Raw genomic sequence first — 12,867 nt, forward strand, 5'->3', positions numbered from 1 at the left:
GCCGGAACGATGTGCACCGTCATCGTCCACGTCCCGGAGGATCCCGCCGCGGCGATCCGGCTGCTCGCCGTGCGCGACGAGGACCCAGGGCGCGCGTGGGATCCGCTCGGCGCCTGGTGGCCGGACCGTCCCGGTGTCATCGGGGTGCGCGACACCCGAGCGGGCGGCGCGTGGCTCGCGGCCGATCCCGCGGGCGCGCGGCTGGCGGTCGTCCTCAACCGCGCCGACCTCATCGACGACACCCTTGCGACGGGCTCGCGCGGGCACATCGTGCTCGACGCCGCCTCTGGGGGCGGACTGCCGGACGCCCCGCCGACCCATGGTTTCAACCTCCTGACGGTGACCCCCGGTCGTGCGCGCGTCGCGATGTGGGACGGTGCCGCGGTCCGCACCGTCGACCTCGCCCCGGGCGTGCACATGATCGCGCACGACGACGTCGACGACCCGAAGACGGCGCGCATCGTCGCGTGGCACGACGCCTTCGCCGCGCCGGCGGACGACGACTGGGTGGCGGACTGGCTGGGTGCCCTCGAGCGCACGACGGCGCTGCCCCCGACCGACGACCGCGCGATCATCCGCGACAACCGGCCGCACGGGTATCCGACGCTGTCGCTGCTCGTGTGCGCGGCATCCGTCTCCGCAGGCGGCGCCGAGGTCGTCTACGGCGAGCTCGACGAACCCGGCGCCTGGAACAGCCTGCAGCTGCGCTGAGCGGCGTCGGATGCCGGTGGTAGCTTCGCGAGCATGGTGGAACCGGCATCCGAACCCATCTTCTTCGCCTCGGCGACGGAGTTCGGCGACTGGCTCGAGGCGCACCACGCGACCGCTCCCGAGGTGTGGACGGTGTTCTACAAGAAGGGTGACCCGCGTCAGGGGCTGACGTGGGCCGACGCGGTGCCCGAGGCGCTGCGCTTCGGGTGGATCGACTCGATCAGCCGCGGCATCGGCGACGGCGCCCGCATCCAGCGGTGGACGCCGCGGAAACCTCGCTCGGTGTGGAGCGCCGTCAACATCGCGCACGTCGAACGCCTGCACGCCGAAGGACGGATGCAGCCGGCCGGGCTGGCCGCCTATGAGAAGCGCACGGCCGACCTCACCGGGGTCTACTCGCACGAGCAGCGCAACGAGCTGACGGTGGAGCAGGCGGCATCCCTCGCCGCGAACCCTGCCGCCCAGGCGTTCTGGGATGCCGCGACGCCGTCCTACCGGCGGGCGGTCGCGAACTGGGTGCAGAGCGCCAAGCGCGAGCAGACGCGCGCCGACCGGCTCGCGACGCTCGTCGAGGACTCCGCGGCCGGGCGGCTCGTGCCGTTCCAGCGGTACGGTGAGCCGCCCGCGTGGCTGGCACGTGCCGCTGCGGCGGCTGCCTCAGCCGCGCAGGAGTGACGCGCGCGCCGCGTCCTCCGTCACGAGCGCCGCGTTGAGCCCGGCGCCCGCCATCGATCCCTGCCCCATTGACAGCGGCACGTTGCCGAACGGCGTGACGACGTTGCCGGCGGCGAAGACGCGCGGGTGGCTGGTGGCGCCGCGCATGCCGACACGGAGCCCCTCGCCCGGGGTGTCGGACACGGCGAGGGCCAGGTTCTCGGCGGAGGCGAGGCTCAGCCGGGGCGTCGGCGCGGTGAGCAGGGCCTCGATCGGGTGCGCGGTTCCGTCCGCCGTCACGGCTGCGACGATCGCGTCGTCCTCGGTGCGCAGTCGGGTGACGGGGGAGGTGACGATCCGGATGCCGCGCGCCGAGAGGCGGCCCGCGACCGTCTCGTCGAGCTCGCCCATCGCGGCCGTGAACGCCGTCACGTCATCGCTCCACTGCCGGATGAGCTCGATCTGATGCGTGCTCGCGGGCGACGTCGCGAGCACGCCGAGGCGGCGACCGGCGACCTCGTAGCCGTGGCAGTACGGGCAGTGGAAGACGCCACGGCCCCACTGCTCGCGGAGCCCGGCGATCTCGGGCAGGTCGTCGACGACGCCCGTCGTGAGCACGACGCCCCGGGCGGAGACCTCCCCGCGCTCGTGGGTGACAGTGATCCGGTCACCGTCGTCGGTGAGCGACAGGACGGCCCCGTCGAGGAACTCGACCCCGTAGGCGCGTGCTTCGGCGCGTCCGGTCTCGAGGAGGTCGGCGGGGGAGCGGCCGTCGTGACCGAGGACGCCGTGCATGTGCGCGGCGAAACGGTTGCGGGGTGCACCGGCGTCGATCACGAGGGTGCGGCGTCGGGCGCGCCCGAGCATCTGGGCGGCGCTGAGGCCGGCGGTGCCGCCGCCCACGATGACGGCGTCGTAGCGGATGTCTGTCATGACTCCACCCTGTGTCGGTGGCCATGCTTTCGGCAAACGGTCTTGCGGAAATGGCAAACTGATCCAGATGGCAATGGATCTCAGTCGGGTCGGCGCACGGCTGCGCGCGACGCGGCAGCAGCGCGGATGGACCTTGGCCGACCTCGCGTCGAAGGCGGGGATGTCGACGAGCACGCTCTCGCGGCTGGAGTCCGGGCGACGCCAGGCATCCCTCGAACTGCTGTTGCCGCTCGTGTCGGTTCTCGATCTGCGTCTCGACGACCTCGTGCGCGGGGAGCCCGCCGACCCGCGGGTGCGGCGGGCGACCGAGCGGCGGCACGGCAGAGTGGTCGCGCCGCTCACGCTCGAGCACTCGCCGGTGCAGACGTACAAGATCCGCTTCCCCGCCTCCGGTGCCGCGCCGTCGCCGAAGGTCCACGACGGGGTGGAGTGGTTCTACGTCCTGAGCGGCACGATCCGGCTCGTGCTCGACGGGCGGGAGCATCTCATCGGGGCGGGCGAGGCGGCGGAGTTCGACACGCGCCTGCCGCACAGCATCAGCGCCACCTCGGACGGCCCGGCCGAGGTGGTGAGCATCTTCAGCGCGTCGGGCGAGCGCATCCACGTGCACGGGGCGTGACGGATGTCGGGGGCCGGTCGTACCGTGTCGCCATGAAAGCCGATGAGCTGTTCCTCCAGGCGGATGCCGCGTTGCGCTCCGTCATCGATCGCATCGACGCGGCCGACCTGTCGAAGCCGGCGCCGCAGGAGTGGACGTCCACCCCTGACCCCACCTTCCGCGACATCCTCTTCGCGCACGCGTACGACGAGGCGTGGGTCCCCGATGTCCTCGCCGGGAAGTCGGTCGCCGACGGCGACGACTTCCGGGACGCGGACCTGCTCGGCGACGAGCCGATCGGGTCGTACGACCGGCTGAACGACACCGCGACCGCTGCGGTGCGCGAGGGCGTCGCGCCGGGAACGGTGTTCCGCTTCCAGTACGGCGACTATCCCGCGAACGAGGGGTATGCGCACCTGGCGACGTACCGCGCGTTCCAGGCGTGGCTGATCGCGAAACGGCTCGGCATCCCGTTCCACCTGTCGCCGGAGCTCATCGAGGGGTTGAACGAGCACGTCGTGCCCCACGCCGACGAATGGCGCCAGTGGGGTGTGTTCCCGCCGGCGATCGAACCGCCCGCGGGTGCCGACGACGAGACGCGGCTGCTGTGCGCGGTGGGGTACTGGGAGTCCTGAGCCTCAGCGCTCGTGCACGGCGAGCACGTTGCCGGCCGGGTCGCGGAACCATGCGATCACCGAGCCGCCCGTCTCGCGCATGATGCCCTTCGAGTCGGTGGGCATGTCGTCGTAGATCGCGGTCTCGACCCCCTTCGCGTTGAGCTCGTCGACGGCGGCGTCGACGTCGTCGACGGGGAAGTTGAGGATCGTGAAGCCGGCCGGCTCGTGGTGCGGCTTCGCATAGATGAGCACAGCGGCTCCCGACGCCAGGTGGAGCTGCAGGAAGCCGTTGTCGAGTGTGACGACCTCCAGGCCGAGGGTGTCGGCATAGAACTCTCGCGCCGCATCGATGTCGTCGACCGCGAAGCCGCTGTACGCGCCGTCCACCTGGAACATGGTCGTCTCCTTCGCCGAGGTGTGCGACCAGGGTCCCGCTGCGGCTGGGAGTTGTCCAGGGTCAGTCGTTAGGTGAGTCGTTCGGCGACGAAAACACGGGAACGGATGCCGGTCGTTCCGACGCGACCGCGAGAAGCGCGACGATGCCGAGGCCCAGGGTGCCGGCGAGGAAGCCGATCATCCCGAGGGCGGAGGCGAGTCCGACGGTCTGCATCGTGGTCGCCGGGTCCATCATGAGGAGCTGGCAGAGGGCGACCGATGCCACCTGCACACCGAGGGCGATGGCCGGCATCCACCGCCACCGGCGCGGCACGACGCCCGCGCGTGCGATCTGCACGACGGCGACGAGGCTGAGCGCGAGGGGGATGAGGATGGTGACCTCCCACGGGACGATCGGCGTCGGGTTCGTCGGGTCCTGGAACAGGCCGATGACCCGCATCGCGGACGACCAGAGCGCGAGGAGGATGAGCGCGATCGTGCCGAGCGGCCTCCGCGCGGTGACGCTGTCGTGCGACGACGAGCCGATCGCGAACACGAGGACCGACGCCGCCTACAGGGTGTCGACGAGGAGGGCGAGCGTGTCGATGAGGGGCGTTCCCAGGGCGGCACCCTGCAGCATCCCGGCGACACCCGCGGCGATCAGTCCGACGCCGCCGATCGTCCAGGTGAGTCTGCGTCTGCGCATGCCTGCACGCTAGCGGGTGGTGTGCGTCTGCGGTGGCCGGGTGGTGGCGCTGAGACGTCGCAGATGGTCGGCCGGCGGCATCGAAGGCGACCATCTGCGACGTCTCGACGAGCGGCGGGACGGATGCCGGGCGACAGCCGAAAGCGATGTCGGAACCCCCTCCTAGTCTGGGACTATGTCCAGTTCAGCCGATCGTCGCGACGAGGTCCCGGAAGGGATCCCGACGACCCTGGACTGGGTGGTGCTGAGCGCGGACATGGCGACCATCCACGCCGCGCAGCGGTACGCGTGCATCGTCGAGTTGTGGGACGACGCGATCGCCGACGCCCGCCGACGGGACGAGCCGGTCGCGTTCGTGGAACGGTCGGTGCGGCTCGAAGTCGCCGCCGCGTTGCGGATCACCGAGCACGCCGCGGGACGGTTGATGGGTGTCGGGCACGCGCTGCTGCGCCGGTACCCGAAGGTGTGGGAGGCGATGAGCCGTGCGGACATCACCGACACCCACGCGACGATCATCGTCGACGGGCTCGACCAGCTCGACGACGTGACCGCGGGGCTCGTGTCTGAGGTGCTGAGCCTCGCGGAAGAACTCCCGACCGGGCCGTTCCGGCGCGCGATGAAACGCATCGTCGACCGCGAGCAGGAAGCGACCCTCGCCGAACAGCACGCCGCCGCCGTCGCACACCGATACGTGCGGGTGGATGCGGGGGTGGATGGGATGGCGTGGCTGACCGCGCACCTGCCCGCAGTCGAAGCACACGCGATCGCCGGCAGGCTCACCGCGATCGCGAAAACCCTGACCGCACCCGACGATGAGCGGACGTTGGATCAGAAGCGCGCCGATGTGTTCGGGGACCTGCTCCTCGACGGCGAAACCGACGCGCTCCCCGACTCCGCGCGCGGTATCCGCCCTACGGTGGCGGTCACCGTTCCCGCCCTGACCCTCCTCACCGGTGACGGTCCCGCCGCGCAGGTCGATGGCGTCGGCCCGATCCCCCTCGATAAGGCGCGGGAACTGTGCGGGGCGGCGTCGGGGTGGATGCGGGTGCTCACCCACCCCGAAACCGGGGTCGTCCTCTCCGTCGGACGAGAGCAGTACCGGCCACCCGCCGACCTGCGACGGCTCGTCACCTGGCGGGCCGCCCGGTGCATGGCACCCGGATGCGGCATCCCCGCCGACCGGTGCGACCTCGACCACACCATCGACTGGCACCACGGCGGGAACACCGCCGCCGACAACCTCGCCCCGCTGTGCCGCGGGCATCACACCCTCAAACACCACTCCGACTGGCAGGTTGAAGCGAAACCCGGCGGCGCACTCGAATGGACCTCACCCGCCGGCCGGGTCTACCTCGTGAGGCCCGAACGCCGCATCCCGACCTTCACCACCGACCCACCCGGACCACCACCGTTCTAGCCGACCTCAGTCCGTCACCTCTACGGTCACGATGAAGCCATCGTCAGATACGTCGATGAGGCGGTCGGTGTACAGCTCGATGACGTCACCCGCGTCGTCTTCGTCCATCCCGCGGAGGGCGCGCCCGCTGGGCACACGTGCGATCGTCGTGCGCGAACCATCTCGCTCGATGGCCTCCAGCTCCACGATCGTGCCGGTGACGTCGGTGACCTCGGGGCCCTCCGTCTCATCCAAGCCGTGATGCGTCTCGAGGAATGGACCGTCGGGCACGGGGATCACGGTCCACTCCACGTGCGTGAACCGGACGAGCTCAGGGCCGCAACAGTCGTGCTCCCAGCCGCCGACCTCGATCTCGAGGCGCATCGGGCGCGTCAGGCCCGGTGGTCGCGGTAGTACTCCAGCAGCGCCTTGGTCGAGGCATCCTGCGACTCGAACGCGTCGCTGTCGCCCTCGATCGCCGGCGCGATCTGCATCGCGAGCTGCTTGCCGAGCTCCACACCCCACTGGTCGAACGAGTTGATGCCCCAGATCACGCCCTGCGTGAAGGTGATGTGCTCGTACAGCGCGACGAGCTCGCCGAGCACACGCGGGGTCAACGACGGCGCGAAGATCGACGTCGTCGGACGGTTGCCGGGGAACGTCCGCGCCGCGACGAGCGCACCGGTCGTGCCCTCGGCCTCGACCTCCTCGGCCGTCTTGCCGAACGCCAGCGCCTTCGTCTGCGCCAGGAAGTTCGCCAGGAACAGTCCGTGCACGTCCCGGTCGCCGTCCGTCAGCGCGTACGCCGGGTTCGCGAACGCGATGAAGTCCGCCGGGATCAGCCGCGTGCCCTGGTGGATCAGCTGGTAGAACGCGTGCTGGCCGTTCGTCCCCGGCTCACCCCAGAACACCTCGCCGGTGTCGGTCGTGACGGGGGAGCCGTCCCAGCGCACCGACTTGCCGTTCGACTCCATCGTCAGCTGCTGCAGGTACGCGGCGAACCGACTCAGCTGCTGCGCGTACGGCAGCACCGCGTGCGACTGCGCGCCCAGGAAGTTCGTGTACCAGACGTTCAACAGCCCCATCAGGACCGGGACGTTCTGCGCCAGCGGCGTCGTCCGCACGTGCTCGTCCACGGCGTGGAACCCGGCCAGCAGCTCGCGGAACGTGTCGGGTCCGAACTCGATCACGAGCGACAGCCCGATCGCCGAATCCACCGAGTAGCGGCCGCCCACCCAGTCCCAGAAGCCGAACGCGTTCGCCGTGTCGATCCCGAACTCCGCGACCTTGTCGAGCGCCGTCGACACCGCGACGAAATGGTGGGCGACGGCATCCTTCTTCTGCTCGTCGCTGCCGTCGATCGCCCCCGCCGACGCGAGGCCCTCCCACAGCCAGTCCCGCGCGAGGCGCGCGTTCGTCAGCGTCTCGAGCGTCGTGAACGTCTTCGACGCGACGATGAACAGCGTCGTCTCGGGGTCGAGGTCCTTCGTCTTCGACGCGATGTCGAACGGGTCGATGTTCGAGACGAAGCGTGCCGAGATGCCGGCATCCGCATACGGCTCCAGCGCCGCCGAGATCATCACCGGGCCGAGGTCCGACCCGCCGATACCGATGTTGACGACCGTCTCGACCTTCTTGCCCGTGATGCCGGTGAACTCACCCGACCGCACCCGTCCGGCGAACTCCGCCATCGCGTCGAGCACGCCCTGCACATCGGCGTCCACGTCCTGGCCGTCGACCGTCAGCGACGGCACGGCGTCGGCCGGACGGCGCAGCGCGGTGTGCAGCACGGCGCGGTCCTCGGTCGTGTTGATGTGCTCGCCCGCGAGCATCGCGGCGTACCGCTCGGCGACACCGGTCTGCTCGGCGAGACGCACCAGCGCGGCGACGACCTCGTCGGTCACGAGGTTCTTCGACAGGTCGACGTGCAGATCCGCGACGTCGTGCGTCAGCTTGGCGACGCGCTCCGGGTCCGACGCGAACCAGCCGCGGAGGTCCGGGGTGAAGCCCGCCTTCAGCGACTCGAGTTCAGCCCAGGCGGAGGTGGTGGTGGCATCGATCGGAGCGTTGGTCACCCCTCAACGCTACTCACGTTATCGAGGCTCCGTCCACGCATGACAGACGCGCCGATCCGGCCCTCCGCCAGTGTCACCACCTCATCGACCTCCCCGAGTACGCCGAGGTCGTGCGTCACGACGACGACCGCCGCGCCCCTGCCCGTCGCGACGCGCAGAGCGGATGCCGCGGCCCGCCGCGACGCGTCGTCGAGACCGCTCTGGCGAGCCGCGCCAGCCCGACCGCGTCGGCTGACCTACAAAGCGTCGAGCCGACGCGAAGTGCTGCCTCCACGGGGTGTGGAGCGCACGTCGCGTCGGCTCGTGGCGCGAAGCGGGTCAGTCGGCGGGGCGGAAGGTGGCGGAGCCGGCCGAGACCTGCACGTCGACGGTGCGGGTGGCGCCGTCGGACGTGTCGAGCTGGTTGTCGAACGAGCCCGCCGAGACGTCGGAGGTCACGTCGTACGGCTCGTTCGGGACGGTCGCGACGAGGGTGCCGGCGCTGACGTCGGCCCGGATCTCGTCGAGCGCGCTGCCCGTCAGGTCGGCGATGATCTGGCCGGCGCCGATCGTGAGGTTCGCGCGCGCGGCGCCGTCGACGCGCACATCCGCCTCGCCAGCGCTGACGTCGACCCGCACGTCGTCGGCGGTGCCCGAGACGTCCGCATCACCCGCGCCGACGTGCAGCTCCAGGCGCCCGTAGGTGCCGTCGGCGGTGAGCGAGCCCGCCGAGACGTCGAAGTCCGCGTCGAGCCGCTGCTGCTCCATCGCGGCGGGAAGGGTCAGGGTGGCCCGGTTGTCGTCCCAGCCGAACCCGACCTGGAACGCCCACCAGGGACGGTCGTTGGTGAGGCTGAGGGTCGCGTCGCGCCGCTCGAGCCTCCAGTTCCCGTCGCCGCCGGCGACCTCGAGGATCGCCTGGTCGACGTCGGCGTACTGCACCACCACGTGGCCCGCCGAGACGTCGAGCGAGAGGGCGTCCACCCCGCTCGTGTCGGCGGTGCCGCCGCCGGTGCCGCGAACGGACGCGGCGTAGGCGATCGAGCCGATTCCCGACACCAGTGCGCCGAGCAGCAGCAGGCCGCCCAGGCACATCGCGATGATGGCGACGATCTGCGCCGACGGGCGCGGCGGCTGCGGCGGCTGCGTGCCGGTGGGTGCCGACGCGGCGGGCGGGGGAGTGAGGTCGATGCTCATCGGAGTGTTCCGTTCTGATCGGGATGCCCGGGGGCGGGCGGTGCGCTGTGTTCGAGGTGGACGAGCGCCGCGAGCACCCGTCGGTTGCCGTGCTCGTCCTGTTCGAGGCCGAGCTTCTGGAAGAGGGAGGTGATGTACTTCTCGACGCTCGCCTCCGAGACGAACAGCGCCGCCGCGATCGCGGCGTTGCTCTTGCCCTCGGCGATGAGCGCGAGTACCGAGCGTTCGCGATCAGTGAGGCGCGCCATCCGCTCGTCCCGGGCGCGGCGCGTCAGCAGTTGCGCCACCACCTCGGGGTCGAGGACCGTCGCGCCGGCGGCGATCCGATCGATCGAGTCGAGGAAGTCCCGCACATCGGCGACACGGTCCTTCAGCAGGTACCCGAGGGCGGCGTTCTGGCCGGTGATGAGGTCGCTCGCGTACCGTTCCTCGACGTACTGGCTGAGCACCAGGACGGGGAGGGTCGGATGCTGCGCCCGCAGCGTCAGCGCCGCCCGGATGCCCTCGTCGGTGAAGGTCGGCGGCAGCCGCACGTCGAGGATGCAGAGCTCGGGCCCGGTCTCGGTCACCGTGTCGACGAGGGCGTCGGCGTGGGGGAGGGCAGCGACGACGGTGTGACCGGCGTCCTCGAGCACGCGCACCAGGCCTTCGCGCAGCAGCGTGGAGTCCTCGCAGATCAGGATGCGCACGGGACCGTCACCTCCAGGGACGTCGGCCCACCGGCCGGGCTGTCGAGTGTCGCGGTGCCGCCGGCGGCGAGCACCCGGTTCATGATCCCGTCGAGGCCGCCGCCGGGGAGCACGCGAGCCCCGCCGATGCCGTTGTCCTCGACGCGCGCCCAGATGAGGCGGCCGGTCTGGGCGTCGCCGCGGCTGCGGACCACGACGCGCACCTCGGTGGCGCGGGCGTGCTTGGCGGCGTTGGTGAGGGACTCGGCGATGACGAAGTAGACCGCGGCCTCCGAGGTGGCGCTGCACCTCTCGTCGAGGCGGACGTCGAGGGCGACGGGTACGTGGGACCGTGCCGCGAGGGCCGAGAGGGCGGCATCAAGTCCCCGGTCGTCGAGGACAGACGCATGGATGCCGCGGGCCAACTGTCGCAGCTCGGTGATGGCGGCCTTCGTCGAGGTGTGCGCCTCGTCGATCAGCGCCTTCGCGGCGACCGGGTCGGAGTCGATCTTCTGCTGCGCGAGCCCCAAGGTCATCCCGACCGAGACGAGCCGCGGCTGGACGCCGTCGTGCAGGTCGCGTTCGATGCGGGTGCGCTCGACCTCGCTGGCCCGCACCGCGCCGGCGCGCTGCGCGCCGGCGGCACGCGCCTGCTCGGCGAGGACGGCCTCGCGGGAGGGGACGAGGATCGACCGGGTCAGCAGGTCGTCGAGGAGGGAGATCCCGAACAGGATGCCGAGGCTCACCAGGGCCGCGACGACGCCCCCGGCGACGGCCCAGCCGTCCGCGACGGCGATCCCGGTAAGGGGCAGCGTGCCGCCCGCATCCCCGGTCAGCGGTGAGAACGCGAGGCCGACCGACCCGATGACCGCCCACGTCGCCCCGATGACGATCCAGCCGAGGACGGTGGCGATCGCGAGGCTGCCGATGCCGCGCCACATCCCGCCGTCGATGAACTGCAGCCACAGGGTGCGGAGCAGTCCGCGGAACCCGGGCTGCCCGCTCGTGCGGATCCGCAGCTGGGGGATGCCGTGCCGGTACAGGCCCTCGGCGCGCTCGTGCTCGAGCCACGACGCCGCCCACGCGAGGTACAGCGCCGCGATGAGGAAGAGGATGCCGATGCCGAGGACGAGCACCGTACCGATCCCCGTGCTGACCAGGGTGACGACGGTGGTGAGGATGCCGGTGCCCGCCACCGCGACGGCGGCCAGCTGCGCGAGGGCGCCGAGGCGCCGCAGCGGCCGGAGCCGTCGGGGCGGGACGGAGGTGTCGGAAGTCATGTCACCACGCTAGGGGCGGGGTCCGCGGGCCACATCGGGGCCGTCCGGAGACCTCCGTTCGGGTTATCCCCCGGCCTGGGCGAGGCCGTCGGCGTGGCCGCGGGCGTACGCCTCGCGCGTTCCCTCACCGAACAGGTCCCGCTCGGCGGGCCGCACGATCGAGCGGGCGCCGGGCAGGTCGAGGTCGCCGACGAGGTCGCCGCGGCCTCGGACGACGGCCACCGGCATCCCGCTCGACTTGCGCTTGACGAGGTCGGCCGCGCCGGCGAGCTCGTCGGCGACGCAGGGGAGCGTGACGGCGAGGGGGCGGCCCGAGGCATCCGTCGCGCCGCGCAGGTCCTCGATGACGACCACTCCGGCCGCGCCGATCGCGCTGTCGGTCTGCCCTTCACGCCACGCGCGGCCCAGGGTGTCCGAGACGATCACCCCCACCGTCGCCCCGGTGCGTTCCCGGATGCCGGCGGCCAGGGCGCGCGCCGACGCGTCGGGGTCCTCGGGCAGCAGCAGGATCAGACCGTCGGGGGTGTTGCTCGCATCGACGCCCGCGGCGGCGGCGACGATGCCCAAGCGGCTCTCGACGATCCGGACCGTGCCCGCCTTGTTCTCGGCGACGATGCGCACGCTCTCCTCAGCGATCGCCGCATCGCGGTCCGCCGCGTCACGGTAGCGGCCCTCGGCTTTGGAGACGATCTTGCTGGTGACGACCAGGATGTCGCCGTCCTGGAGGGCTCCGGCCGCGGCGGCCACGATCTCATCGACCAGGTCGGCACCGGGGATGATCTCGCCGATACCGACGAGCGGCCAGACGGTCAGCGGTGCGGGGGCCTCGGGCATCGGCCCAGGATACGGCGACCGTACGCTGGATGCGTGACCTCGACCTCCGCTCCCCGCGTCGTCCTGCTCGCCGGCGGTGTCGGCGGTTCGACCTTCGCCACCGGCCTCCGCGACGAGCTCCGGGCTCGGGGCGGCGAGCTCGCCGTCGTCTGCAACACCGGCGACGACCTGTGGCTGAGCGGGCTCCGCCTGCAGCCCGACGTCGACTCGATGCTCTACGCGCTCGCCGGCGTGAAGGACCTCGCGCAGGGGTGGGGGCGCGCCGGCGACTCGCGCCGCGTCGCCGATGAACTGGCCGCGTGGAACGTCGGCTGGGAGTGGTTCCTGCTCGGCGACCTCGATCTCGGCGCGCACATCGCCCGCACGTCGTGGCTGCGCGAGGGCCTCACCCCGACCGAGGCGATCGCGCGGCTGCAGGCCCGGTGGGACCTCGGCGCGACCCTCCTGCCGATGACCGACACCGAGGTCGACACCCACGTCGTGCTGGATGCCGGGCGCATGCACTTCCAGGAGTGGTGGACCCGCCACCGCGCCAGGCTCGAGCCCGTTCGCTTCGAGAACCCCGGCATCGATGCGTCCGTCCCCGCGCCCGGCGTGCGGGACGCGATCGCGGCGGCCGACGCGATTCTCGTCGCCCCCTCGAACCCCATCGTCTCGATCGGTCCGATCCTCGCCGTCCCGGGCCTGGCCGACGCGCTCCGTGCCGCGTCCGCGCCGGTCGTCGGGGTCTCGCCGATCATCGGCGACGCGCCCGTCCGCGGCATGGCCGACGTGTGCCTGCGCGTCGCGGGCGTGCCCTGCACAGCGGCCGGCGTCGCCGGCCACTACGGCGCGCGCGACGGCG

Annotated in this window: 16 protein-coding genes; 6 read left to right on the forward strand and 10 right to left on the reverse strand. The window is 71.8% G+C overall.

What is annotated here, in order from left to right; translation table 11 throughout:
* The first annotated feature begins 9 nt into the window (after nt 1–9).
* Both NH287_RS09620 and NH287_RS09625 read left to right on the forward strand, forming a co-directional pair.
* Nucleotides 10–711 carry an NRDE family protein gene (locus NH287_RS09620; protein WP_253035437.1) on the forward strand — a complete coding sequence of 234 codons (702 nt, stop codon included), beginning with the start codon at nt 10–12 and terminating at the stop codon, nt 709–711.
* Nucleotides 712–744: 33 nt separating this feature from the next.
* Nucleotides 745–1,386, forward strand: a complete 642-nt coding sequence (locus NH287_RS09625; RefSeq protein WP_253035438.1) for a YdeI family protein — start codon at nt 745–747, stop codon at nt 1,384–1,386.
* Here the strand turns inward: NH287_RS09625 and NH287_RS09630 are convergent.
* Nucleotides 1,369–2,298, reverse strand: coding sequence for an NAD(P)/FAD-dependent oxidoreductase (locus NH287_RS09630; protein WP_253035439.1), 930 nt, complete (start codon nt 2,296–2,298; stop codon nt 1,369–1,371). The genes NH287_RS09625 and NH287_RS09630 overlap by 18 nt on opposite strands.
* A 67-nt stretch (nt 2,299–2,365) precedes the next feature.
* Here NH287_RS09630 and NH287_RS09635 point away from each other — a divergent pair, with 67 nt between their 5' ends.
* Nucleotides 2,366–2,917 carry a helix-turn-helix domain-containing protein gene (locus NH287_RS09635; RefSeq protein WP_253035440.1) on the forward strand — a complete coding sequence of 184 codons (552 nt, stop codon included), beginning with the start codon at nt 2,366–2,368 and terminating at the stop codon, nt 2,915–2,917.
* A gap of 32 nt (nt 2,918–2,949) precedes the next feature.
* Nucleotides 2,950–3,531 (forward strand): hypothetical protein, encoded by a 582-nt coding sequence (locus NH287_RS09640; protein WP_253035441.1) that lies wholly within the window; start codon nt 2,950–2,952, stop codon nt 3,529–3,531.
* Nucleotides 3,532–3,534: 3 nt separating this feature from the next.
* On the opposite strand, the gene NH287_RS09645 is transcribed toward NH287_RS09640, so the two are convergent.
* The 3 genes from NH287_RS09645 to NH287_RS15270 form a co-directional block, all read right to left on the reverse strand.
* A complete protein-coding gene (locus NH287_RS09645) occupies nt 3,535–3,909 on the reverse strand; it encodes a VOC family protein (RefSeq protein WP_253035442.1) in 375 nt (124 codons plus the stop codon).
* 61 nt (nt 3,910–3,970) lie between these two features.
* Nucleotides 3,971–4,444: a hypothetical protein gene (locus tag NH287_RS09650; protein ID WP_253035443.1), complete on the reverse strand. Its 474-nt coding sequence runs from the start codon at nt 4,442–4,444 to the stop codon at nt 3,971–3,973.
* Between the two features lie 15 nt (nt 4,445–4,459).
* Nucleotides 4,460–4,594 (reverse strand): hypothetical protein, encoded by a 135-nt coding sequence (locus NH287_RS15270; RefSeq protein ID WP_290440502.1) that lies wholly within the window; start codon nt 4,592–4,594, stop codon nt 4,460–4,462.
* A gap of 175 nt (nt 4,595–4,769) precedes the next feature.
* Here NH287_RS15270 and NH287_RS09655 point away from each other — a divergent pair, with 175 nt between their 5' ends.
* Nucleotides 4,770–6,011, forward strand: coding sequence for an HNH endonuclease signature motif containing protein (locus NH287_RS09655; protein ID WP_253035444.1), 1,242 nt, complete (start codon nt 4,770–4,772; stop codon nt 6,009–6,011).
* A 6-nt stretch (nt 6,012–6,017) separates the two neighbouring features.
* On the opposite strand, the gene NH287_RS09660 is transcribed toward NH287_RS09655, so the two are convergent.
* The 6 genes from NH287_RS09660 to cofE all read right to left on the reverse strand — a co-directional run bounded on the left by NH287_RS09660 (nt 6,018) and on the right by cofE (nt 12,023).
* Nucleotides 6,018–6,374 (reverse strand): hypothetical protein, encoded by a 357-nt coding sequence (locus NH287_RS09660; protein WP_253035445.1) that lies wholly within the window; start codon nt 6,372–6,374, stop codon nt 6,018–6,020.
* A gap of 8 nt (nt 6,375–6,382) precedes the next feature.
* Nucleotides 6,383–8,065: a glucose-6-phosphate isomerase gene (pgi, locus tag NH287_RS09665; RefSeq protein ID WP_217529290.1), complete on the reverse strand. Its 1,683-nt coding sequence runs from the start codon at nt 8,063–8,065 to the stop codon at nt 6,383–6,385.
* Nucleotides 8,066–8,383: 318 nt separating this feature from the next.
* Nucleotides 8,384–9,241 carry a hypothetical protein gene (locus NH287_RS09670; protein ID WP_253035446.1) on the reverse strand — a complete coding sequence of 286 codons (858 nt, stop codon included), beginning with the start codon at nt 9,239–9,241 and terminating at the stop codon, nt 8,384–8,386.
* Nucleotides 9,238–9,930 carry a response regulator transcription factor gene (locus tag NH287_RS09675; RefSeq protein WP_253035447.1) on the reverse strand — a complete coding sequence of 231 codons (693 nt, stop codon included), beginning with the start codon at nt 9,928–9,930 and terminating at the stop codon, nt 9,238–9,240. The genes NH287_RS09670 and NH287_RS09675 overlap by 4 nt, the downstream gene beginning before the upstream one ends.
* On the reverse strand, nt 9,918–11,189 hold the full coding sequence (locus NH287_RS09680) for a histidine kinase (protein ID WP_253035448.1): 1,272 nt from the start codon (nt 11,187–11,189) through the stop codon (nt 9,918–9,920). Before NH287_RS09680 ends, NH287_RS09675 begins: the two co-directional genes overlap by 13 nt.
* Nucleotides 11,190–11,252: 63 nt before the next feature.
* On the reverse strand, nt 11,253–12,023 hold the full coding sequence (gene cofE, locus NH287_RS09685) for a coenzyme F420-0:L-glutamate ligase (RefSeq protein ID WP_253035449.1): 771 nt from the start codon (nt 12,021–12,023) through the stop codon (nt 11,253–11,255).
* 33 nt (nt 12,024–12,056) lie between these two features.
* Here cofE and cofD point away from each other — a divergent pair.
* On the forward strand, nt 12,057–12,867 hold an 811-nt coding region (gene cofD / locus NH287_RS09690; RefSeq protein ID WP_253035450.1), incomplete at its 3' end, for a 2-phospho-L-lactate transferase.

It is taken from the genome of Microbacterium sp. CnD16-F (assembly GCF_024124465.1).
GTDB lineage: Bacteria > Actinomycetota > Actinomycetes > Actinomycetales > Microbacteriaceae > Microbacterium > Microbacterium gawkjiense.

Excerpts from the sequence above, each read along its gene's own strand:
- NH287_RS09620 (WP_253035437.1), top strand. The coding sequence starts at position 10 with ATGTGCACCGTCATCGTCCACGTCCCGGAGGATCCCGCCGCGGCGATC.
- NH287_RS09625 (WP_253035438.1), top strand. The coding sequence starts at position 745 with ATGGTGGAACCGGCATCCGAACCCATCTTCTTCGCCTCGGCGACGGAG.
- NH287_RS09630 (WP_253035439.1), bottom strand. The coding sequence starts at position 2,298 with ATGACAGACATCCGCTACGACGCCGTCATCGTGGGCGGCGGCACCGCC.
- NH287_RS09635 (WP_253035440.1), top strand. The coding sequence starts at position 2,366 with ATGGCAATGGATCTCAGTCGGGTCGGCGCACGGCTGCGCGCGACGCGG.
- NH287_RS09640 (WP_253035441.1), top strand. The coding sequence starts at position 2,950 with ATGAAAGCCGATGAGCTGTTCCTCCAGGCGGATGCCGCGTTGCGCTCC.
- NH287_RS09645 (WP_253035442.1), bottom strand. The coding sequence starts at position 3,909 with ATGTTCCAGGTGGACGGCGCGTACAGCGGCTTCGCGGTCGACGACATC.
- NH287_RS15270 (WP_290440502.1), bottom strand. The coding sequence starts at position 4,594 with ATGCGCAGACGCAGACTCACCTGGACGATCGGCGGCGTCGGACTGATC.
- NH287_RS09655 (WP_253035444.1), top strand. The coding sequence starts at position 4,770 with ATGTCCAGTTCAGCCGATCGTCGCGACGAGGTCCCGGAAGGGATCCCG.
- NH287_RS09660 (WP_253035445.1), bottom strand. The coding sequence starts at position 6,374 with ATGCGCCTCGAGATCGAGGTCGGCGGCTGGGAGCACGACTGTTGCGGC.
- NH287_RS09670 (WP_253035446.1), bottom strand. The coding sequence starts at position 9,241 with ATGAGCATCGACCTCACTCCCCCGCCCGCCGCGTCGGCACCCACCGGC.
- NH287_RS09680 (WP_253035448.1), bottom strand. The coding sequence starts at position 11,189 with ATGACTTCCGACACCTCCGTCCCGCCCCGACGGCTCCGGCCGCTGCGG.
- cofE (WP_253035449.1), bottom strand. The coding sequence starts at position 12,023 with ATGCCCGAGGCCCCCGCACCGCTGACCGTCTGGCCGCTCGTCGGTATC.